The sequence below is a fragment of the Klebsiella sp. C239 genome (assembly GCF_048822715.1).
Taxonomy (GTDB): domain Bacteria; phylum Pseudomonadota; class Gammaproteobacteria; order Enterobacterales; family Enterobacteriaceae; genus Klebsiella; species Klebsiella quasipneumoniae.
The window spans coordinates 121,606-142,619 of record NZ_JBMEZK010000008.1; the positions used below are offsets into that span (position 1 = coordinate 121,606).

Here is a 21,014-nt window from a genome sequence, read left to right on the forward strand (position 1 = left end):
GGGAAACTCCCCGGCTTGCGCTGCGCTTAGCCGGGCTACTGTTTACACTGTCCGGTAGCCCGGGTAAGGCGGAACGCCGCGACCCGGGAAATTTCCCGGCTTGCGCTGTGCTTAGTTTGTAGGCCGGGTAAGGCGTAGCCGCCACCCGGCATACAGGCGGCTCCCTGGCTGTGGCCATGCCCGGCGGCGCTGCGCTTGCGCGGGCCTACGGATCCAGTGCAATGGTGGGCCTAGTCCGGTAGCCCGGGTAAGGCGGAACGCCGCGACCCGGGAAATTCCCCGGCTTGCGCTGTGCTTAGTTTGTATGCCGGATAAGGCGTAGCCGCCATCCGGCACGAAGGCGGAACGCCGCCACCCGGGATGTCGCCCCTATCCGTGGGCGAGAAAGCGGGCCAGGCGCTGCTGCAGCAGGCGATTTTCGCGGGTCAGCCGCGCATTCTCATCCAGCAGCGTCAGCGCCACCGCAATCCCCGGCCAGTCCAGCTCCAGCTCGTTACGCAGGCGCACCGCGCGATGGACGATCGTCACCGCGCTGTCGTCGAACAGCCAGGCGTCCGCCTGCGGCTGGTGCGGTTCAATCATGCCTAAGCCGACAATCTCCGTCAGCTCCTCTTCCGACACCCCGGTACGCAGGCACAATTCGGTAATGGTAAACGTCACTGTTACTGTAGCCATCAGGCTTTCCCCCATGTCTTACGCGGATCGAAGCTGGCTTCGGCGGTGGCCAGCTGTTGCCAGAGCTCACGCGCTTTTTCATCTGGTTTTGGCGGCATCACAATTTTAATAACGGCGAACAAATCGCCGGTGTGGGTTTTGCTCACCAGCCCTTTGCCCTTGATACGCAGGCGCTGCCCTGCCTGGCTACCCGGCGGCACCGTCAGCAGAATGCTCTCTTTCAGGGTGGGCACCGTGACTTTGGCGCCCAGCGCGGCCTCCCACGGCGCCAGCGGCAGGACGATCTCCAGGTTATGTCCCACGATGTCGAACAGCGGGTGCGGGGCGATGTGGATCACCAGCCACAGATCGCCGTTCGGCCCGCCGTTTTCGCCCGGCGTCCCCTGGCCTTTCAGGCGGATGCGCTGTCCATCGGCCACCCCGGCGGGGATCTTCACATTCAGCGTTTTCGGCGTCTCGCTTTCGATCATGCCGAACACGTTATACACCGGCAGGTTATAGCTGATGGTGCGGGTCTGCTCAGCCAGCGTCTCTTCAAGGAACACCGCGACCTCGATCTTCAGGTCGTGGCCGCGCGACGCGTGCTGACGGCGACGCTGATGCGCCTGCTGGCCAAACATGGAGGAAAAGATGTCGTCGAAATCCTGCTGGCTGTAGCTCTGCTCGTGGGTCTGCTGCTGGCGACCGAACCCGGGATCGTTGCGATGCTGCCAGAGCTGATCGTATTCCGCGCGCCGTTGCTCATCTTTCAGGACTTCCCAGGCTTCGGCGAGATCCTTAAATTTGGCTTCGGCATCGTTTTCTTTACTGACGTCGGGGTGGTACTTGCGCGCCAGGCGGCGGTAGGCGGTCTTGATGGTTTTCAGATCGTCGGTTGGTTGCACCCCGAGAATGGCATAATAATCCTTCAATTCCATGCTGTTATCTCATCTATGCTCAGTGCGGTGGTTACATATTCCCTGGATCAGGCGTCTGTATAAAGCGTAGGGCAAATGCGCCCTGAAGGGGAAGAAAAGTGGCGGAAACTTGACGCCGTCGGGGTCAACGGCGTCGTGGGCGCAGCTAGTCTTTCACCTGCGGTCGCGGACGACGGCGCCAGCCTGCGAACAGCACCAGTAGCGCGCCGATGGCGCCGGCCAGGCGCGCAATGCCGTCGCCGGCGGTGGGAAACAGCTGGCGAAGGGTAGGGTCGCTGACCAGCATTGACCCGGCAATCCAGCCGATGAGCATCCCGCCCAGCAGCACCACCGCTGGAAAGCGAGTGAGCAGGGCCAGCACCAGCTTGCTGCCGGCGACGATAACCGGAATGCTGATCGCCACGCCGAGGGCGACCAGCGCAATGTGTCCTTTGCCTGCGGCGGCCACCGCCAGCACGTTATCCAGCGACATGATCACATCGGCGACGATGATGGTGACTGCGGTGCGCCACAGGCTGCCGGAGCTGGCAACCTCGCTCTCGTCCTCCTCATTACTGACCAGCCTGATGCCAATCCACATCAGGAGCAGCGCGCCGACTATTTTCAGCCACGGCAGCGACAGGAGATACAGGGCGATCGCCAGCAGCAGGATGCGCGCCAGGATGGCGCCTACGGTGCCGATGACGATCGCTTTGGTGCGTTTTTGTGGCGGCAGTTTGCGACAGGCCATGGCGATCACCACGGCGTTGTCGCCGCCCAGCAGTAAGTCGATGGCGACAATCTGCAGCATAATCACCGCCATGTCCCATTGTTGAAGAAACGCATACATATCGAGTGAAACCACCTGAAATAAATACCACGAAAAGCCGTTGCGCCGGGGGCTCCGCCCGGGGAGCGTTGACCACTGGCGCCGGTCCGCGCCGTCGCGCGGGAAACCTGAGCCTGAAAAATAAAGTTACGAATCAACGCGCCGTCGGGCAAGGCTTCGGCGAAAAAGGGTGATATTTTGTCATACAGACTCACCTGCTGTTCACTTATCGCAAGGATCCCCACTATGTCTGGCCACAAGAAATACCTCTCTGTCGCCCTGCTGAGCGCTGTCTTACTGCCGGCGATGGCTTCTGCCGCTGACGCGCCGGCGACTTTCACCGCGGAACAGGAGGCGCAAATCGGCAAAATTGCCGCCGATTACCTGGTCGCCCACCCGGAAGTTCTCCTGCAGGCAAGCCAGAAACTGCAGCAAATTCAGGCTGAGCAGCAGGCCAGCGCGGCCACCCAGGCGGTGCTGAAGAATGCCGCCTTGCTGACCCAGGATAAAAATACCCCGACCTACGGCCCGGCCAACGGCAAAGTCACGGTGATTGAGTTCTTTGACTACCAGTGCGTCTACTGCAGTCGGCTGGCGCCGGTGATGGAGCAGGTGATTAAAGCGCATCCGCAGACCCGCTTCGCTTTTAAAGAGTGGCCTATCTTCGGCGGCCGCTGGGAAAGCTCGCTGGAAGCAGCGAAAACCGGCCTGCAGATCTATCAGCAGAAAGGGGCGGATGCCTATCTGGCCTACCATAACGGGATCTACGCCACCGGACATAACGAAGGCAAGCTGACGACGGCGGATATCCAGCAGCAGGCGAAGAAAGCCGGCTTTGATGCGAAGAAGGCCAACGACGTCGAACCGGTGCTGCAGAGCATTAACGACCTGGCGCAGGAGATTGGTCTCAGCGGCACGCCGGGCGTGATCGTGATGCCGACTACTGGCGCCACGGAAGCCAGCATCACCGTCTTCCCGGGGCTGGCGGATAAAGCCTCGCTCGAAGCCGCCATTAAAAAGGCCGGCGGCTGATCGGCGGCGTCGTTACCCAGTCAGGGCCGCCGGGGGCGGCCCTGCTATCATTCCTGATCCCTCTCCTCGGGCGGCGGCAGCGCGTGGCTTTTTAAATCAATAATCTGGCCAATGTGATCGTGGTAAACGGTCAGCAAATTATAGCGACTCATTTCGGAGATGATCTGTGGGGCGACGTTAAAGCTGCTGGCCAGCTCCTCATCTCGCAGGGTAAGCACCGCGGTGTGACGCCGGGTATGGGCGCGGCGTCGGTTATAGTGGTACCAGAGGATCAGCAGCCAGCCGTTCAGTGCGGCAATCAATAAATACACCAGCGCCGTATTCAGGGAGTCCATCAACGATGACCAGCGCGGGGAGGGCGGCGCGATGAACTGCATCAGCAAATTGGCGTAGAGAAAGAACAGAAAACCGAGCCAGGCCAGCAGCGTTAAGCCGGCGTCCACCAGCCGGGGCAGCACGCGGTGTTCGGTTAAGATGAGCGTATTTTCATTCATCGCAGGCTTCCTTTTCCCCGGTCCGGGCTCACCCAGCGCGCGCGGGAACGTTGACGTTTCAACATCACTTTCGGAAAAGCGACCAGCGTGGTCAGCAGGCCGATCATCCAGTAAACCATCGGGAACCAGATCACCCAGAACAGGGATTTGGCGACCTTTTTCTCATAGCGCCGTTCGATATACAGGCTGGCGACGAACTGCAGCAGGCACATCAGGCCGAGCAGCATGCCGGTGAACTCAGGCGGAAACAGGCTGTGCACGGTCAGGTTGTCCGGCAATGGCATCAGGCGGCTGAGGATAAACAGCAGGATGGTGACCGCGTAGGCAAAGGCCCACAGCGTGGAGCAGGCATACTCCAGAAACAGCGGCCACATCCGATGATGCTGCCAGTGAAACAGGCGGCGCAGGTTGACCAGAAAGACTTCGGCTCCCCCCTGGGCCCAGCGCAGACGCTGCTTCCATAACCCTTTGAGGGTCTCAGGCATCAGGATCCAGCACAGCGCCCGCGGCTCGAAAAAGATGTCCCAGTGGCGGAGCTGAAGCTTCCAGCTGATATCAATATCTTCAGTGATCATATCCGGGCTCCAGTAGCCGACGTCCGCCAGAGCCTGACGCCGGAAGGCGGCGATCACGCCGGAGACAGTAAAGACCCGGCCATAGATCCGCTGCGTCCGCTTGATAAGGCCAATGATCGACGAGAACTCCCCTACCTGAATGCGGCCGATCAGCGTGGATCGGGTGCGGATCCGCGGATTGCCGGTGACCGCCCCGACGTGCGGGTAGTGGATCAGCGGGGCGACCAGCCAGGCTGCGGTATCCCGGTCCAGCAGGGCGTCGCCATCGATGCAGACCAGCAGATCGCCGCGCGCGGCGGCGGCGCCCGCTTTGAGCGCCACCGCTTTTCCCTGATTGGCGGCCAGGTGGATCACCCGCAGCCTTGGCTCCTCCTGCGCCAATTGCTGCAGCACCTGGGCGGTGTTGTCCGAAGAGCCGTCGTTAATCGCGATCACTTCGAGGTTGGCGTAACGCTGGGCCAGCGCCGCGCTGATGGTCTCCCGGGCGTTTTTCTCCTCGTTAAAGCAGGGGATCAGGATCGAGATCAGCGGATTGCCCGGCAGCGACGGCGGCGGGGTATCCTCCCCCCACGGCCAGTGGCGCTCCAGCTGGAACCAGAAGTACAGACCCCCGGTGATCCATAGCACCGACATAAACAGTGGCCAGAAAAAGACAAAGTCGAGGATAAGCTCGCCGGTAAACGCCGCTGCGACGCCTAACGGCAGCCCGAAAACGAGGCATAAAATGCACAATGCGATAATGCGATCAGTCATGGTCAGGGTACCACCAGGAAGAAAATTGCGGTCTGATACGGGAGATATCTGGCTGATTGTTAATGAAATCGTCTGGGTAGTAGCCGTAATTTTTGACGCCGTTTAGCCGCAGCAAATGCATCCAGTCCGCCAGCTGTTGGTCGGGAATGGCGTTGTGTTGGCGTCGGTTCCAGTCTCTGGCCTGTAGCTCAAAGATGGTTTTCTTCAGCGCGCCCGGGCGGCGGGCGACGGCCTGCACCAGCCGCGTCAGCCAGGCCTGGCTGGCGTCAATCGGCACGGACTCCATCAGCGGCATCGCCATGGGGACCGTCCAGTCATAGGCGGCAAGGAAGTCATCCAAATTTTGCGCAAACCAGGCTTCGCTCTGCGGCTCAAGGATCGGCAGGGCGAAGAGATTACGCGCCGTTTTTACCTGCGGGCCGCGGATGGCCTGCACCGACTGGCGCAGCTGCAGAGTGAAGCGGGTCAGGGTTTGGCTTTTGAAACGCATCCATGCCTCACGCTCCTGTGGATGCTGGGGCACCGGGCCGGCATCGTGCGCCAGGCCACTCTGCCGCCAGGCGGCGACCGCCTTCGGGCTCACATCTTCAAAATCGGTCAACACGGCGTCGTCGTGGAACAGAATCCCGCTGAAGCTGGCGTGTCGGGCCAGATCCTCATAGATGTCGGTGATCTGCTGGCGAACCCGGGGATCCCAGGGCGACAGGCGGACATAGGGCTGACGGGCAAGTAACGCCTTCCCGGTTTGCGGATCCCAGCGCTGAACGCGCGGCAGATCGGACGAGAGATCGAAGGCCAGCACCGGCATCCAGGCATAAACCTTCACCCCGCCGCGGGTCTGCAGCTGCCAGGAGACGAAGTTAAACAGGTCGGCGCGCATCGGCAGCCAGCGGTTGGGGAAATAGAGCGACTTGACCGTGCCGTCACCCTGCGGGTCGGAGAAGGCCTGCAGAAAGACGTGGCTGATTTTCATGTCATAGACGCGCTGCACCAGCTTATCGATATTCTTTGCCTGCTGGACGGGATTGGGGTCATAGACATAGTCCAGATCCACATGCATCACCCGAACAGGATCGGCTTCCTGAATCTGCGCCACTGCGTTGGCAAAGGCCTTGATCGACGGGTTACCGGCGATCAGCATGCGCGGAATATTATCCAGATCCTTCACGTTGCCCAGGCCGTCGTTCAGCGTAAACGCCAGTTGATACCCCTGCTGTTTGGCGATGGCCAGGGTGCTGCCGCTGGCGGCGCCGTAGGGCCACACCCAGGCGCGCGGCGCTTTCCCGGCGACGTCGTGGATTTTCGCCGTCACTTTCTGCACGTCATCGGCCATTCGCCGGGTAAACTGCGCGTCGCTTTCATAGCGGCCGGTGGTTTTATCCCAGCCGCGGTTAGCGGCGGCGGGCTCGCGGCTGCCCTGCGGATTGGCCGGCAGGCCGTAGTGCGAGGCCCAGGTGTGCGCGCCGATCTCCACCAGCGGCGAGCGACTAAGCTCGCGCACCATCTCCCAGGTGGCGAAGCGATCGCGCGGCGTCATCAGGCCGCCAAAATTAACGGGCTGGTTGGCGGGGGTGTCCACCCAGCTGCCCACCGGCGCCCACAGCGCCGGAACGTTCCAGGCTTTAAGCAGCGGCCAGACGCGAGTGTAAAAACTGCTATAGCCATCGTCGAAGCTGAGAAGAAAAGCCTTAGGCGGCAGCGGCTTAAGGCCATGATGCGCGTCCAGAATGTCCTGAACGCTCACGGCATGGTAGCCGTGATGCAGCAGCCAGGCGATCTGCTCATTAAGCGCGCTGGTACGCACCGAAAGATAACGCTGGTCGGCGGCGTCGTCTTCGACGTCATGATAGGCCAGCACCAGAAAGCGATCCGCCGGCCAGGGGTTATTGGCCTCCAGCTGGGGTCGTTGCTGCGGGGCGAGGAAGGGGACCTCCTCAGCACGCACGCTGAAGATAAGGCACAGCCAGCCGAGAAGCATCAGGCCGTTGCGCAGGGTCGTGTTCAGCATGGTCATCCTTAAAACCGTATGTTTGCATCAACAGTGATAGCGAGGTTGTTTTCACGTTTACCGTCGTAGGGGCGTTTGTCCCAGTTCAGCATCACCCCGGCGTCGACGAGGTTGTTCCAGCGCAGACGCTGCCCGTAGCCCAGCGTCGTTATCGCGCCGGCGGCGTGATTTTTTTGCCAGTAGCTGCCGCCGCCGGCGAGCAGCTGCTGACTCCAGACGGTGTCATACCGCTGGTAAAGCGTGTGATCGACCGCCAGCGCCGCGGTGGCCGCGAGGTCGCGGGCCGGACTGTAATACGCGGTGTCGGTGCGGCTATTGGCGCTGGCCGACAGACCGGGCTGCAGATCCAGCGTTAGCCACGGGGTCTGCCAGAGGCGCTCTTTACCGGAGAGGGTGTACTCCTGACGACGGTTGTGGTCGGTAAAGCGGCTGGCGGCCGCGCTGACGCGGTACTCCCGACGCTCGTTTTGATACCAGCGCAGCCAGCCTTCGCCGCGGTTGGCGCTGACGCCGTTGCGTAACGCGCGCAGCGGCGTCTGCTGCGAAATCCGCTCCAGCTCGCCGCCCAGCTGCCAGCGATCGTTGACGTCGTGCGCGGCGGAAAGGCGGACGCCGGGCTTATTCTCGCCGTGAAAATTGACGCTGGAGAGTTCAAGTTCTCCCCAGGCGTCGCGCGGACGCCATTCAATACCGGCGAACAGCTGGCGACGGCTGCCTTTCCCCTCTTCAAAATTACCTTGGGCAAAGCGGTGGCCGCCGAACAATCGCCAGCTGTCGGCTATCGGCGGGCTATAGATCGCCGTCTCAAAACTGAGGTCGTGGGTACCGCTCACCGGGTTGTCGGAATGCAGCCCTTTGCCGACGCTCAGGCGCAGCTCGGAGAAATGATGGATGTCGCGGGCTCTGGCCAGGCGCTGGGTATTTAGATCCCGTGGCGAGCGGGCGATAACGTCGTCGGTCAGCAGATCCATCTGCCGCCACTCCTGCAGATCGAGGGCGACCCAGGCCTGTTGGCGCTCCAGCTGCAGGCTGGCGGGCTCCAGGGCTTCCGCCGCTTTCAGCTGGCGTTCGGCTGCCCGCGGCAGCCCTCTGTCCTGCAGCAGGGCGGCATAGTCGATCTGCAGCCCCTGGTTGCCGGGGGCCGTCGCCGCCAGGCGCTGCATGCGGGCTTCGGCCTGCGGCAGGGCGTTGGTGGCGGAGAGATAGTGCACGTTAAGCGACTGCGCGGTGAGCCAGTCGTCGTTCGGCTGGGGCGTCGGCGAGCCGTAGAGATGACGGATATAGGGCGCATTCCGGGTGAGTCGGGCGACATACCGTTGCGCCGCCGGGTACTGAGCGGTGTCCAGCAGGGCGAAGAAAAGCTCATGTTCTTCATTCTGTTGGCTCGTCAGCCACGAGGGATGCTGATGAATAAGCGTCAACGCAGGCTCAATCTGCTTAAGCGCGATATAAGAGGAGATAACCCAGCCGATGGCCCAGTCGGGAACCGCCTGCTGCTGCGCCATCAGGCTTTGGTATTCGCGGATAACCTGCGCGTAGTCTGCGTTGGCGTACAGCGCGCCCAGACGGTCAATGCGCGCCCGGATGATGTCCGGGGCGGCCTGCGGGTCGGGACGCCAGGCGGCGATCATCGCGTCGTATTGCGCCAGCGCCGTGCGGGCCAGCGCGTAACGCGCATTTTCTTCACGGGAAGGCGTATCGGCAAGGCGCACCAGTTCGGCGGCGGCGTTCAGCTGCAGGTTGCGCTTTTCCGCGGGCGTCAGTTCGACGCTATTCGCGAGGCCGAGGGCGGGGGAGTCGATCCGGTTGCGGGTCAGGGTCGCCATCAGGCTCGCCAGCGCGGCTTTATTCTGCGGTTCGCGATCGAGGATCTGCGTGTCCACCAGCAGCTGGTCCCAGCTCTTGCCAAGCCGCAGGTAGACATAAGAGAGGGTCTGCAGGTGGGCAATGCTCGCCTGCTCCGCCACCAGGCGACGCGCTTCGCTGAGCGCCTCGCCGTCCTTGCGGGCATCGGCCAGCGTCTTGATATAGCCGATACGATAGTCGTCACTGTCGGGTGCCTGGCTGAGAGCCTGCTGCCAGAGGAGGAGCGAGGCTTGCCACTGTTTCTGGTTGCGCATCGCCTGCGCCGCGGCGGCGGTGCCCCGTGCGGGAAGCGGCATATAGACCTGATAGCGTCGCCAGACTTTCACCACCTCGTCGTCCTGGCCGGCCCAGAGGGCTACCTGCAGCCAGTCTGCAACCTGAGAAGGGGTTAAGGCATGCCGCAGCTGGTATTGCTGAAGATATGAGAGAAAGGGGGCGTACTGGCCTTGACGCGCTTGCAGGATCTGCTGGTCATAGAGCGAGTCCGCTCCCTGAACCAGCGTCGGGAAGAGCAAAAGCACACCGATTGACAGCGAGAGTTTCGTGTTGCGATTAAACAATAACGTATTTGAATAAGGTGATCTTTCCATTTCTATTTGCCATATGTTCATCAAGAATCCATTGCACAACACGACCGTCCTTTGACGGTGAGTTAAAGGATGAGGATGGTCCCATTTAGCTGACTGGCACTGCGGGTGAATGACTTATTGCAAAGTAATAAACATATCTCCTGTGGATAATTGAATGGATAATTTATACCCGATACCGCAGCGGATAAATATGGTTAAATGACGAACTGCGTTTTAAGATAAATCTGTAAAAATGGTTTAATTCGAATCGCCATGTTGAAGCGAGTTCCTTTAACTTACTGAAATAAATAAAAAATGGAGTTGGCTGAAATTTTGTTTTAATTTTGTTGGGTGGCTTATATTGCAGTGAGGAGAAAGGTTTTTCATGGATATTTAAGATGATTTCTGACAAAAATTCTCAATAGCAAAAAAAGCATCTTTTCTGTGGGATTTTTTTATTTATAATTAATCCGTTTATTTTCTGTCCGCACCCAGGGAGGTTTTTCACAGCCAGATTCAGATGCCGCGCTAATGATAAATCACAGATCTCGTTATTTTTACCGCCATGCGGAGCGTTCCCCAGGGGCAAGGAAAACGTCTGGTTGACGAGAATTTGTTGATTAAATGTTAAAGGGAAGACTTGTGGCAAATTCAATGATATTAGTTACCCAGGATCACTATCTTTTTCAAGGAGTTAAGAATTTCTTTCCTGATATCATTCAGTTAGATTCTAGCGGAAAAGCGATTTTAGATAATGAGGTTGATGAACTCTCTCTGCTGGTTGATAGCCGTTCGCCGCTTTGTCATTACGATTATCTTGTCATGGAGGCGGCACAATCCAGAAAGCGAATATGCTGTATTGTCCTCGATATGCGCCATCGGGAAGAGCATTTACTCAGTCTGAAATCGTTTTTAAACATGTCATTATCACCCGCCGATATGGCGACCTTATTTGGGCTTTTTCTGGAGATGAAGAGCAAGCGGCTGACCAAAGAGTGGTTCGACAATCTGCGCTTAAGTATGACAGAGCAGCTGATGCTGCGTTTTCTTGAGGCGGGGATGACAATGGAGGAGGTGGCGGTGAATCTGAATACTTCGCTAAAAAGCCTTTACCGCAAGCGGACCGCGCTTTATGAGCGTCTGGGGTTAGATAATTTTAATGAAGCCTGCTTATTTATCTTCAAAAATAAACTGCTGGACCAGTCCGGTCGATCGCCATAAGGCGTGGTTGTACAGGGAACAGGTGATATCGCAAGGTATGTGACGATGGAAATGTAATAAATTAAATAGATATTGATAGGTACAACCGTCGATACCAGTCGGTATCCAGGGCGGCGCCCGGCATATAATTCCGGAGCTCTTTGGAAGTAATTACCGCCATGGCGGTTTGCTATGCACAGCGATTATTATAATGATTATATTCCTTGCGCCGCAGAGGAATAGTTTTGTCATAAATTAACTCTACCATGGTATTCCGACTCACGCGTCGGAATACCATGAGATATCGTGAAAGCATCAGAGGAGCGAGGTGGATGAGAATAAGGGACAGTATTGCGGAGCGGTTAGAAGCCTGTGGGCTCTACCGTCGGGCGGCATCCAGATGGATTGAGGTGATGCAGCGTTGCCTGGACGATGAGGACCGAGAGTGGATCCGTCACCATCGCAATCAGTGTCTGAAAAAGGCGCAACGTCCGCCGGCGCCGAAAGAGGAGTTCGCTGATCTCCACCAGGCGGCAAAGGAGACGCAGTATCGCATGGGCATTGCGAAGCCCTATGGCGAAGCGTTCAGGCTGCCCGGCAAAGGGAAAACCGCCGCCGAGTAATACCTTTCTTCACTGCGTTTGCGCAGACGTTTCATTGACCCCCAGGCCCGCGCAAGCGCAGCGCCGCCGGGCGATATACATCAGACGCCGTACCCGCGGTTGTGCCGGATGGCGGCATCAATGCCTTATCCGGCCTACGGGTCCTCCCACAGGCTCAAACAGCGCAGGCCCGCGCAAGCGCAGCGCCGCCGGGCGATATACATCAGACGCCGTACCCGCTGTTGTGCCGGATGGCGGCATCAATGCCTTATCCGGCCTACGGGTCCTCCCGCAGGCTCAAACAGCGTAGGCCCGCGCAAGCGCAGCGCCGCCGGGCGATATACATCAGACGCCGTACCCGCGGTTGTGCCGGATGGCGGCATAAATGCCTTATCCGGCCTACGGGTCCTCTCACAGGCTCCAACAGCGCAGGCCCGCGCAAGCGCAGCGCCGCCGGGTGATATACATCAGACGCCGTACCCGCGGTTATGCCGGATGGCGGCATAAATGCCTTATCCGGCCTACGGGTCCTGCCGCAGGCTCAAACAGCGTAGGCCCGCGCAAGCGCAGCGCCGCCGGGCAGGGGATCATAGAGTGGAGTTCGATGAAGAGTCCGGATGTAGAAAAGCAAAAACCCAGCCATAGGCTGGGTTCTCTGAATAAGTGGTGCCCGGACTCGGAATCGAACCAAGGACACGGGGATTTTCAATCCCCTGCTCTACCGACTGAGCTATCCGGGCAACGGGGCGCATTAAACCGTAATCCGCCCACCCCGTCAACCAAATTTCTTAAATTACTTGTCGATTGCTTATCTTTGCGGCAATTCCGCGTTCAAAGGCGCATTTTGACTCAATATCACTGCATGCCGTTATCGCCTTCACGGCTTTTCCAGCCGCTGGTGACGGAGATAACGTGGCGCAACCCGGAGATCAGGTAATCACCAATGACCTCTTCATCTTCCCGCGGCGAGCTCAGCGTAATTTCCGCATCCACGCCGTGACGATAGGCGCCATGATGGCTGAAAATGGTGCCGATATAACATTTTCCGTTCAGCCAGACCGGAATATAGGCCACCGTCTCATAGATATAGTTAACGGCAACGCCGCTGTAATAGTTGTCCGCCTCGTCGGCGGAGGCGCCGGGCGGAATGGGGCAGATCGGCGCATCGTTGTCGCTGGCGGGTTTGTCTTTCAGCAGGTTGCCCTGCATCACCTCCAGCGAGCGCAGCAGATCCGCTTTATCGCTGTCGCTCAGGCTGGGGGTCAGCGGTTGGTCTTTCTCCGGGGAGCGGATGCTGTTCAGCGTATAGCGGTAGCGAACCGTCACCGCGGGCGTCTGGCTGGCGGTGCTGAACGGGCGCAGCAGATAGAGATTATCTTCGCCAAACTGGCCGTTGTACCACAGGGCGTACACCTGGCCGTTGATTTTGACCCAGTGGTTCCATTGGTTGGCCCCGCGGCCATTGATCGAAAAGAGGGCGCCAGGCACCCCGGCATCGAAATCATCGCCGTTATCACTGTCGCTATCGTTGACGGCGGCAAAATCATCATCGCCGCGCCGGAGTACCCCGGTGTAGCTGAAGAGCCCGGTGCCGCCCACGTAGCTGTCGATGATCAGATCGCGTTTGCCGTCGCCGTCGAGGTCGATAAGCGTAAAGCTGACTTTACCGTTTTCTGAATCTGCGCTAATTGCGGAGCGCAGAAACGCCTGCCACTCGTCATCGCTGATATCCGGGGACGGTTTGCTGGTCGTCACCAGGCTGTCATCGGCGTAAGTGAGCGTGAAGTCGGTAATATGGCCGGTTAACGGAAACTGCTCGGCGACCCGGTTCAGCGCCAGTTCCGGATCGCTTTTTTGCGCTTTCAGCACCGCGTTGTACAGCGTTCGCAGGGCCAGGTTATCCGCTTCTTTCTGCTGCTTCGGGATCACCTGGCTGACAAAGGTCGGCAGCATCCAGGTGCCGCCCGGGGTGATTTCCCGGCACATACCGGTGCTGTACTTCAGGCTGGGAACGAAGGTTTTACCCTCCCAGACGCGCGTCTCGCCGGTTACGCAGTCGGCCATGCCCCGCTCTTTGTGCAGGAAGACCAGCGTGCCGTTGGCGTAGCTGGAGGCCTCGGTAGTGAGCAGCCGCGGTTTGCTCAACTGGGCGTTATCGACCAGCCACAGGGCATAGCCATCGTTATAGGGCGCTCGCCAGCAGAGCGCCTGCGCCAGCGAATGGGTTTTATCCAGCGCGGTGAGGGTGATCTGGCGCTCTGCCGCCGGAATGGCCGGGTTCTGCCAGTCTTCACAGCGCTGGTTCAGCAGCGGCGTCAGGGCGGGCAACAGCTTCTGGCGCTGGAGCATGCTCAGCGGTACAGGTTGCGCGTTGTGGATCACCGGCGCGGCGATGATTTCCGGGGCGGGGGCAGCGGGCAAAATGGCATCGTCGCCCGCGTCGCCTTTATCCAGCAGCGCGTCGGCGGTGCCGGTTCGTCGCTGAAACGCATCCATTTTACTCAGCACCTCTCGGCTGCCGGCGCTGGAAAGCGGCAGGTGCTGGCCGTTAAGCGTGAATTCGATTTTGCGCTGGTTCGCCAGGGCCTGCAGCACGGCGGAGGTCTGATCGCTGTCCAGACGGAAGTGGCTGTCATCCAAGGCATCCAGCGAGCCGAGGTCCCGGTCGTCGATCAGCAGGCTGGCGGTGGAGTCGGCGGGGATATCGTGTTCGATCTGCGCGAAGGTGGCCGTAGCGGTGAGGTGCTGTTCGCTGCCGGCGTTGCGGGTCAACAGCACGCTGACCTCGCCCATGCGGACGCCGTAACCTGCCGCCCGGCAGGTGCCAGTGTTATCGCAGGCGAGCTCCCAGTCTTTTTGCGCAAAGGAAAAACCTTGCAGGGGCGCCGCCAGCAGAGGTGTGGAGCACAGCCCCAGCCAGACAGCCCAGAAGAACGCGCGCATATCAATCCCTGTCAGCAATCAGTGAGGGGGAAATTATAGGCGCGACGTGGCGGTTAGGATATCAGAATCAGGTTAAGGCCCCGCCCATACGGCACTGGGCGAAGCGCAGAATATCTTCTGCCAGCCGCCGCGCCGTATCGACATCCGTCTGGCTACGCTTGATCAGCAGACGGCTCAGACAGCCCTCGACAATCAGCTCCATCTGCTTGGCGACCATTTCCGGATCATCCACCTCCAGCTGGGTCAGCAGCTCATGGGTGTAGGCCAGCGAAGCCTGCTTCTGCTGTTCCGCCAGCTGGTGGATCGGGTGCTGGGCATCCGGATAGAAGGTGCAGGCGGCGATAAATAAACAGCCGGGGTAGCGCTGGTTGCTGACGCAGGTGGTAAGCGCGCTATAGCGCGCCAGCAGCTTTTGCTCTGCGCTTAAGGTGTCGTCCAGCAGCAGCTGACGGCGCCAGGCATCCACCTGGTGGCTCAGATAGCGAAGCGCGTCGTAGAGCAGCGCTTCGCGATCGGGCCAGAAGCGTTTCAGGTCGCTCGTCGGACAGGACACGCGCTCAGCGACCATCTCCAGCGACGTGTTGGCGATACCTTCAATTTCAAGAATTTTAATGGCTTCTGCCAGGACGTCTTCACGTAGCACGGTGTTCTCCTCCATCTTTCCTCCTAAAGTGTCGCTCACGCTTGCCAATCGCGCAAATGGGCGCTGAATGCCGCAGCATCCATAAAGCCGGTGACCCGCCGGTCGGGTTGTTCCTGGCCCTGCGCGTTGAAGAACAGGATCGTCGGCAGACCGAGCACCTGCAGGCGCTTCAGCAGCGCGGCGTCTTGCGGACTGTTTTTTGTCACATCAACCTGTAATAACACGACGCCTTTCAGCGCCTGCTGCACGTCAGGTGAACGAAAGGTGTATTTTTCAAACTCTTTGCAGGCTACACACCAGTCGGCGTAGAGATCGAGCATCACCGGCTGGCCTTTTGCCTGCGCCAGCGCCCGATCAAGCTCGGTTACCGAGCTGACGCGGGTGAAGGCCAGATGCGCCTGCTGCTCGAGCGCCGGGGCGCCAAACGCCCAGTCCTGCAGCGGACGGGCGCTGACCAGCGCGGCGGCAAGAAGAATGATTTGCGCCAGCCGCATCCACGACCGGGTCGCGCCCAGCGAGGTGATAAACGCCCAGCTGAAGAAGGCGACGCCAAGCATTGACCACAGACGTAATCCCCACTGGTCGCCGAGGATGCGCTCCAGCAGGAAAACGGGCAGAGCCAGGATCACGAATCCGAAGGCGGTCTTCACATGGCTCATCCACGGGCCGCTCTTCGGCAGCAGACGGTTGCCAAACACGGTGACGAGAATCAACGGCAGGCCCATGCCCAGCGCGTAGAGGTACAGCGTGCCGCCGCCCAGCCACAGATTACCGCTCTGGGCGATAAATAACAGGATGGCGCTCAGCGGCGCAGTGGTGCAGGGGGAGCAGATCAGCCCGGCAATAGCGCCCATCGCAAAGACTCCGCCGGGCGAGCCGCCCTGGCGCTTATTGCTGAGCAGCGCCAGTCGGGTCTGCAGCGTGGAGGGCAGCTGTAGCGTGAACAGGCCGAACATGGAGAGCGCCAGCAGTATAAACACTGCCGACAGACCCACCAGCACATACGGGTGCTGCAGGGCCGCCTGGAACTGCAGCCCGGCGGCGGCTACCACCAGCCCCAGCGCGGTATAGGTTAAGGCCATCCCCTGGACATAAATAAAGGCCAGCAGCAGGGCGCGCGCGGTGGAAAGCCGCTGTTTGCCGCCCAGCACGATGCCGGAAATCAGCGGATACATCGGCAGCACGCAGGGGGTGAAGGCGATACCAATGCCTATCAGCAGCGCCCACAGGGCGGTGAAAGGCAGGCGGGCGGGGGCGTCAGCGGGCGGCGCTGAGGCAGGCGCAGGTGAAGTGGCGACCTCCGGGACCGGACGCGGCTCAACCGGCAGCGGCGGGTTGAACGCCGGACGGCTGCTCGCCGGCGGCGCAGGGGCAATGGTGGTCGCCCGGCCATCTGCCGAAGCCGCCAGCACGGCGCTCAGCGGGATCACTTTGGTCTCCGGCGGATAACAGAATCCGGCATCGGCGCAGCCCTGCCAGGTGACGGTGAGGGTGGCGTCTTTGTCCGCCTGCTTCACCGTGACCGGGACAGTCAGGCGCTGACGAAAGATCTCGCTTTTGCCGTAAAACTCATCCTCATGCCACTCGCCCGCCGGCAGCGCCGGTTCGGCGATCGTCGCCCCGGCGGCGCGGAAGGTAAACTGTTGACGATAAAGATAGTAACCATCCTTGATTTGCCAGCTCAGGTTGAGGTCATGCTGTTGCTGCTGAAAGTCAAAGGCGAAGGCCTGGTCAGCAGGCACGAAGTTCGAGCGCCCCGGCGCGTCGAATAACCCGGCGGTGGCTGACGCGCTGCACAGCAGCAGGATCAGCGTAAAGATGCGGTAAGCCATGAGAGGTAATCGTTGTCTCCATACGTGACGGGCAGAACCAGCAGTTCAGGGGTTTGATACGGGTGGTGAGACTTCAGGCAGTCCAGCAGCGCCTGCTGATGGGCAAGATCGGTTTTGAGCAGCATCTGAACTTCATACTCCTGCTCCAGCTTCCCTTCCCAGTAATAGAGCGAGGTGGCGCCCGGCAGGAGCGTGGCGCAGGCGGCCAGCTTTTCGGCCAGCGCTTTTGCCGCCAGATCCTGGGCGGTCGCTTCATCCGGCGCGGTACAGAGCACAACAACAGCATCAGGCGTAGTCATCATGAACCTCGTATCAGCGAAAAGAGGCACTATAGCACGCAAGGTGGGGAGGATTAACGAAACGGGCCAGGATCTGGCCCGAATTTGAAGAGATTTACAGCATGATGCCGCCAAAAATAAACCCGAGGATCACGCACAGCGTAATGGCGATGACGCCGGGGATCAGGAAGGCGTGGTTGAAGACGTATTTACCGATGCGGGTGGAGCCGGTGTCATCCATTTCGACCGCCGCCAGCAGGGTGGGGTAGGTCGGGAGAACGAAAAGGGCGGAGACGGCGGCAAACGAGGCGATGGCAGTGAGAGGGCTCACGCCCAGCATCAGCGCGGCGGGCATCAGCGCTTTGGTGGTGGCCGCCTGCGAGTAGAGCAGCGTGGCGGCAAAGAACAGCACCACCGCCAGCAGCCACGGGTAGTTATGCAGCAGGTCGCCGGCCACGGCCTGGATATCGCTGATATGCGCTTTAACGAAGGTATCCCCCAGCCAGGCGACGCCGAGCACGCAGACGCAGGCGCTCATGCCGGACTTAAAGGTGCTGGCATTGAGCACTTCGCCGGTGTCGATTTTGCAGGTGATGCTGATCAGCGTGGCGATGGTCAGCATAAACACCACGATCGCCTCGTTACGCGGTAGTACCGGGTTTTTGATCAGACCGACGGTATCGCTGATGGCCGTGGCGTAGAACATCACCGCCACGATGCCGATCAGAAACAGCAGAACGGAACGTTTGGCGTGCGGCTTCAGCTCAAACACCTGGCTGCCGCGCAGTCTGACCTCACCCTTGGCCAGCCGCTCCTGGTAAACCGGGTCGTCTTTCAGTTCGCAGCCGAGGAAATTGCAGACGATAGCGGTGAGCATCACCGCCAGCAGGGTGACCGGAATACAGATGGCCAGCAGCATCAGGTAGCTAACGCCCAGCGGCTCCAGGATACCGGCAAAGAACACCACCGCGGCGGAGATGGGCGAAGCGGTGATCGCTATCTGGGAGGCCACCACCGCAATCGACAGCGGACGGGACGGACGGATGCCTTGCTCTTTGGCCACTTCGGTGATCACCGGCAGCGTGGAGAAGGCGGTATGGCCGGTGCCGGCGAGTACGGTCATAAACCAGGTCACCAGCGGGGCAAGGAAGGTAATATATTTCGGGTGGCGACGCAGCATCCGTTCGGCGAGGCTGACCAGGTAATCCATTCCGCCTGCGACCTGCATGGCGGCGATAGCGGCAATCACCGCCATAATGATTTCAATAACGTCGAAGGGGATCGCACCCGGTTTAATTTGAAAAATAAGCGTCAGGACAAGGACGCCAAGGCCACCGGCAAAGCCGATACCGATGCCGCCGAGCCGGGCGCCGAGATAAATCGCCAGCAGGACAATAACCAGTTCTGCACCAAACATATATGCCTTCCTTGTTTTTTAACAAGTTGATATTGGATTGTTGTATTTTAGTAAAACTAAAAAGCAAAAAGGCATGTCATCGCTGACATGCCTTTGAATGACTATCCGGAAAGATTACTGTTCGCTTTCATCGGTATAACGCTTCGCTTTATAAGCGGGATGCATCAGGTTTTGCGCGGAGAAAATGTCATCCAGCTCCGCCGCCGTCAGCAGCCCACGCTCCAGCACCACTTCCCGCACGCTCTTCCCGGTTTCGGCGCAGATCTTGCCGACGATATCGCCATTGTGGTGGCCGATAAACGGGTTGAGGTAGGTGACGATGCCGATGGAGTTATAGACGTAACCTTCGCACACCGCTTTGTTGGCGGTAATGCCGTTGACGCATTTCTCCAGCAGGTTGTAGCAGGCGTTGGTCAGAATGTGGATAGACTCGAACATCGCCTGGCCGATCACCGGCTCCATCACGTTCAGCTGCAGCTGCCCGGCTTCGGAGGCCATGGTCACTGTGGTGTCGTTGCCGATCACTTTAAAGCAGACCTGGTTGACCACCTCCGGCACCACCGGGTTTACCTTCGCCGGCATAATAGAAGAGCCAGCCTGCAGCTCAGGCAGGTTAATTTCGTTGAGGCCCGCGCGCGGTCCGGAAGAGAGCAGGCGCAGGTCGTTACAGATCTTGGACAGTTTCACCGCCAGGCGTTTCAGCGAGCTGTGAACCATGACGTACGCCCCGCAGTCCGAGGTGGCTTCAATCAGATCTTCCGCCGGAACGACCGGTAAGTTGCTCACTTCCGCCAGCTTCTGCACCGCCAGCTGTTGATAACCGTCCGGGGTGTTGAGGCGTGTGCCGATGGCGGTTGCGCCCAGGTTCACTTCCAGCAGCAGCTCCGCGGTGCGCAGAATGCTTTTGGTCTCTTCATTGAGCAGCACATTGAAGGCATGGAACTCCTGACCGAGGGTCATCGGCACCGCGTCCTGCAGCTGGGTGCGGCCCATCTTGAGGATGTCCTGGAACTCCTCGGCTTTCGCCTGGAAACCTTCGCCCAGCTGCTTAATCGCATCGATTAACTTGAGGATAGAGGCATACACCGCAATGCGGAACCCGGTCGGGTAGGCATCGTTGGTGGACTGGCATTTGTTGACGTGATCGTTTGGGTTCAGGTACTGGTATTCGCCTTTCTGGTGGCCCATCAGCTCGAGGCCGATGTTTGCCAGGACTTCGTTGGTGTTCATGTTTACGGAGGTGCCGGCCCCGCCCTGGAAGACATCGACCGGGAACTGGTCCATGCATTTGCCGTTATTCAGGACTTCGTCACAGGCGGCGATAATCGCATTTGCCGCGCTTTTAGGAATGGTCTGCAGCTCCTTGTTCGCCAGCGCGGCGGCTTTCTTCACCATCACCATGCCGCGCACGAATTCTGGTATGTCGCTGATTTTGCTGTTGCTAATGTAGAAGTTTTCAATCGCTCGCAGAGTATGAACGCCGTAGTAAGCGTCCGCGGGAACTTCCCTGGTGCCCAACAGATCTTCTTCGATACGAATGTTGTTTAACATGTGAACCTTCTTTTCAAGCTGCCAATGAATTCACCAAATACACAGAATATCCAGGATTCAGTATATTTTCTGGCCGACGATTATTTCCTTAACCGGCCCGGTGCCCAAGATCATATGCTGATGATAGCGAATATCAGTAAGCTTGATCACTTATTACATCGCGGGTGTGAGAAGATTTATTAATCTGTGAAATGGGTCACCGCTTTCCTATTCTTGGAAAAAATAAGCATTTCCGCTGATTGAAAAGGCGCTCAGCATCCCCATCTTAGTGGGATGCGATCAGCAAATTGATGACTACGGGGGCCGAATTCGGCGCCTGTCGATGAAGGAGACGCCGGTGCGTTGGATTCCGTTTATTGCCTTTTTTCTTTACGTTTACATTGAGATATCGATCTTTATCCAGGTCGCGCACGTGCTGGGCGTCTTTATGACGCTGATCCTGGTGATCTTTAGCTCGGTGGTGGGGATGTCGCTGGTGCGCAACCAGGGCTTCAAAAACTTCCTGCTGATGCAGCAGAAGATGGCCGCGGGCGAGAGCCCGGCGGCGGAGATGATCAAGAGCGTCTCGCTGATTATCGCTGGCCTGCTGCTGTTGATCCCGGGGTTCTTTACCGACTTCCTCGGCCTGCTGCTGCTTTTGCCCCCGGTGCAGAAGCACCTGACGATGAAGCTGATGCCGCATTTGCGCTTCAGCCGGATGCCGGGTGGCGGCTTTAGCGCCGGGACTGGCGGCGGAGAGACCTTCGAAGGGGAATACCAGCGCAAGGATGAACAGCGCGACCGTCTGGACCACAAGGACGATCGCCGCGATTAACGTTTATCGGCCCGGTCTGCAGACGCGACCGGGCCGC

General features: G+C 59.3%; 17 protein-coding genes and 1 tRNA gene. 4 read left to right on the forward strand and 14 right to left on the reverse strand.

Annotation, left to right across the window (positions count from 1 at the left end; all coding sequences use genetic code 11):
* Positions 1-369 precede the first annotated feature (369 nt).
* From cbpM to ACOI6Z_RS20375, 3 genes are all read right to left on the reverse strand, one after another.
* The gene (gene cbpM / locus ACOI6Z_RS20365; RefSeq protein WP_020481009.1) at positions 370-675 is read right to left on the reverse strand and encodes a chaperone modulator CbpM; all 306 of its coding nucleotides are present in this window, start codon (positions 673-675) and stop codon (positions 370-372) included.
* Positions 675-1,592, reverse strand: coding sequence for a curved DNA-binding protein (cbpA, locus tag ACOI6Z_RS20370; RefSeq protein WP_065813066.1), 918 nt, complete (start codon positions 1,590-1,592; stop codon positions 675-677). Before cbpA ends, cbpM begins: the two co-directional genes overlap by 1 nt.
* Positions 1,593-1,737: 145 nt before the next feature.
* Positions 1,738-2,421, reverse strand: a complete 684-nt coding sequence (locus ACOI6Z_RS20375) for a TerC family protein (RefSeq protein ID WP_065813065.1) — start codon at positions 2,419-2,421, stop codon at positions 1,738-1,740.
* Between the two features lie 225 nt (positions 2,422-2,646).
* Between ACOI6Z_RS20375 and ACOI6Z_RS20380 the strand changes: the two genes are divergently transcribed.
* A complete protein-coding gene (locus tag ACOI6Z_RS20380) occupies positions 2,647-3,432 on the forward strand; it encodes a DsbA family protein (RefSeq protein ID WP_065813064.1) in 786 nt (261 codons plus the stop codon).
* Between the two features lie 47 nt (positions 3,433-3,479).
* On the opposite strand, the gene pgaD is transcribed toward ACOI6Z_RS20380, so the two are convergent.
* From pgaD to pgaA, 4 genes are read right to left on the reverse strand one after another with little or no spacing between them, the layout of a single operon-like run.
* A complete protein-coding gene (gene pgaD, locus ACOI6Z_RS20385) occupies positions 3,480-3,926 on the reverse strand; it encodes a poly-beta-1,6-N-acetyl-D-glucosamine biosynthesis protein PgaD (protein WP_023291681.1) in 447 nt (148 codons plus the stop codon).
* Complete coding sequence (gene pgaC, locus ACOI6Z_RS20390; protein WP_004206396.1) at positions 3,923-5,254, reverse strand: poly-beta-1,6-N-acetyl-D-glucosamine synthase; 1,332 nt, start codon at positions 5,252-5,254, stop codon at positions 3,923-3,925. The genes pgaD and pgaC overlap by 4 nt, the downstream gene beginning before the upstream one ends.
* On the reverse strand, positions 5,247-7,262 hold the full coding sequence (pgaB, locus tag ACOI6Z_RS20395; RefSeq protein ID WP_065813076.1) for a poly-beta-1,6-N-acetyl-D-glucosamine N-deacetylase PgaB: 2,016 nt from the start codon (positions 7,260-7,262) through the stop codon (positions 5,247-5,249). Before pgaB ends, pgaC begins: the two co-directional genes overlap by 8 nt.
* Before the next feature lie 8 nt (positions 7,263-7,270).
* The gene (gene pgaA, locus ACOI6Z_RS20400; RefSeq protein WP_074423666.1) at positions 7,271-9,718 is read right to left on the reverse strand and encodes a poly-beta-1,6 N-acetyl-D-glucosamine export porin PgaA; all 2,448 of its coding nucleotides are present in this window, start codon (positions 9,716-9,718) and stop codon (positions 7,271-7,273) included.
* A 633-nt stretch (positions 9,719-10,351) separates the two neighbouring features.
* Here pgaA and ACOI6Z_RS20405 point away from each other — a divergent pair.
* Both ACOI6Z_RS20405 and ACOI6Z_RS20410 read left to right on the forward strand, forming a co-directional pair.
* Positions 10,352-10,918, forward strand: coding sequence for a helix-turn-helix transcriptional regulator (locus ACOI6Z_RS20405; RefSeq protein ID WP_065813075.1), 567 nt, complete (start codon positions 10,352-10,354; stop codon positions 10,916-10,918).
* Between the two features lie 311 nt (positions 10,919-11,229).
* Positions 11,230-11,520: a PerC family transcriptional regulator gene (locus ACOI6Z_RS20410; protein WP_004153693.1), complete on the forward strand. Its 291-nt coding sequence runs from the start codon at positions 11,230-11,232 to the stop codon at positions 11,518-11,520.
* 643 nt (positions 11,521-12,163) lie between these two features.
* Here the strand turns inward: ACOI6Z_RS20410 and ACOI6Z_RS20415 are convergent.
* The 7 genes from ACOI6Z_RS20415 to aspA form a co-directional block, all read right to left on the reverse strand.
* Positions 12,164-12,239, reverse strand: a tRNA-Phe gene (locus tag ACOI6Z_RS20415).
* A gap of 115 nt (positions 12,240-12,354) precedes the next feature.
* Entirely contained in the window at positions 12,355-14,442 is a 2,088-nt protein-coding gene (locus ACOI6Z_RS20420) for a DUF1176 domain-containing protein (protein ID WP_117129303.1), read from the reverse strand.
* A gap of 67 nt (positions 14,443-14,509) precedes the next feature.
* Positions 14,510-15,085 (reverse strand): transcriptional regulator, encoded by a 576-nt coding sequence (locus tag ACOI6Z_RS20425; RefSeq protein WP_032429251.1) that lies wholly within the window; start codon positions 15,083-15,085, stop codon positions 14,510-14,512.
* A 35-nt stretch (positions 15,086-15,120) separates the two neighbouring features.
* Positions 15,121-16,917 (reverse strand): protein-disulfide reductase DsbD, encoded by a 1,797-nt coding sequence (locus ACOI6Z_RS20430; RefSeq protein WP_065813297.1) that lies wholly within the window; start codon positions 16,915-16,917, stop codon positions 15,121-15,123.
* Positions 16,893-17,216, reverse strand: a complete 324-nt coding sequence (gene cutA / locus ACOI6Z_RS20435) for a divalent cation tolerance protein CutA (RefSeq protein WP_004206404.1) — start codon at positions 17,214-17,216, stop codon at positions 16,893-16,895. Before cutA ends, ACOI6Z_RS20430 begins: the two co-directional genes overlap by 25 nt.
* A gap of 94 nt (positions 17,217-17,310) precedes the next feature.
* Positions 17,311-18,612, reverse strand: coding sequence for an anaerobic C4-dicarboxylate transporter (locus tag ACOI6Z_RS20440; protein ID WP_023291690.1), 1,302 nt, complete (start codon positions 18,610-18,612; stop codon positions 17,311-17,313).
* Between the two features lie 114 nt (positions 18,613-18,726).
* Positions 18,727-20,163, reverse strand: a complete 1,437-nt coding sequence (aspA, locus tag ACOI6Z_RS20445; protein ID WP_004177762.1) for an aspartate ammonia-lyase — start codon at positions 20,161-20,163, stop codon at positions 18,727-18,729.
* A gap of 337 nt (positions 20,164-20,500) precedes the next feature.
* Here aspA and ACOI6Z_RS20450 point away from each other — a divergent pair, with 337 nt between their 5' ends.
* Complete coding sequence (locus tag ACOI6Z_RS20450) at positions 20,501-20,977, forward strand: FxsA family protein (protein ID WP_023291691.1); 477 nt, start codon at positions 20,501-20,503, stop codon at positions 20,975-20,977.
* Positions 20,978-21,014 lie beyond the last annotated feature (37 nt).

Excerpts from the sequence above, each read along its gene's own strand:
- cbpM (WP_020481009.1), bottom strand. The coding sequence starts at position 675 with ATGGCTACAGTAACAGTGACGTTTACCATTACCGAATTGTGCCTGCGT.
- cbpA (WP_065813066.1), bottom strand. The coding sequence starts at position 1,592 with ATGGAATTGAAGGATTATTATGCCATTCTCGGGGTGCAACCAACCGAC.
- ACOI6Z_RS20375 (WP_065813065.1), bottom strand. The coding sequence starts at position 2,421 with ATGTATGCGTTTCTTCAACAATGGGACATGGCGGTGATTATGCTGCAG.
- ACOI6Z_RS20380 (WP_065813064.1), top strand. The coding sequence starts at position 2,647 with ATGTCTGGCCACAAGAAATACCTCTCTGTCGCCCTGCTGAGCGCTGTC.
- pgaD (WP_023291681.1), bottom strand. The coding sequence starts at position 3,926 with ATGAATGAAAATACGCTCATCTTAACCGAACACCGCGTGCTGCCCCGG.
- pgaC (WP_004206396.1), bottom strand. The coding sequence starts at position 5,254 with ATGACTGATCGCATTATCGCATTGTGCATTTTATGCCTCGTTTTCGGG.
- pgaB (WP_065813076.1), bottom strand. The coding sequence starts at position 7,262 with ATGCTGAACACGACCCTGCGCAACGGCCTGATGCTTCTCGGCTGGCTG.
- pgaA (WP_074423666.1), bottom strand. The coding sequence starts at position 9,718 with ATGGAAAGATCACCTTATTCAAATACGTTATTGTTTAATCGCAACACG.
- ACOI6Z_RS20405 (WP_065813075.1), top strand. The coding sequence starts at position 10,352 with ATGATATTAGTTACCCAGGATCACTATCTTTTTCAAGGAGTTAAGAAT.
- ACOI6Z_RS20410 (WP_004153693.1), top strand. The coding sequence starts at position 11,230 with ATGAGAATAAGGGACAGTATTGCGGAGCGGTTAGAAGCCTGTGGGCTC.
- ACOI6Z_RS20420 (WP_117129303.1), bottom strand. The coding sequence starts at position 14,442 with ATGCGCGCGTTCTTCTGGGCTGTCTGGCTGGGGCTGTGCTCCACACCT.
- ACOI6Z_RS20430 (WP_065813297.1), bottom strand. The coding sequence starts at position 16,917 with ATGGCTTACCGCATCTTTACGCTGATCCTGCTGCTGTGCAGCGCGTCA.
- cutA (WP_004206404.1), bottom strand. The coding sequence starts at position 17,216 with ATGACTACGCCTGATGCTGTTGTTGTGCTCTGTACCGCGCCGGATGAA.
- ACOI6Z_RS20440 (WP_023291690.1), bottom strand. The coding sequence starts at position 18,612 with ATGTTTGGTGCAGAACTGGTTATTGTCCTGCTGGCGATTTATCTCGGC.
- aspA (WP_004177762.1), bottom strand. The coding sequence starts at position 20,163 with ATGTTAAACAACATTCGTATCGAAGAAGATCTGTTGGGCACCAGGGAA.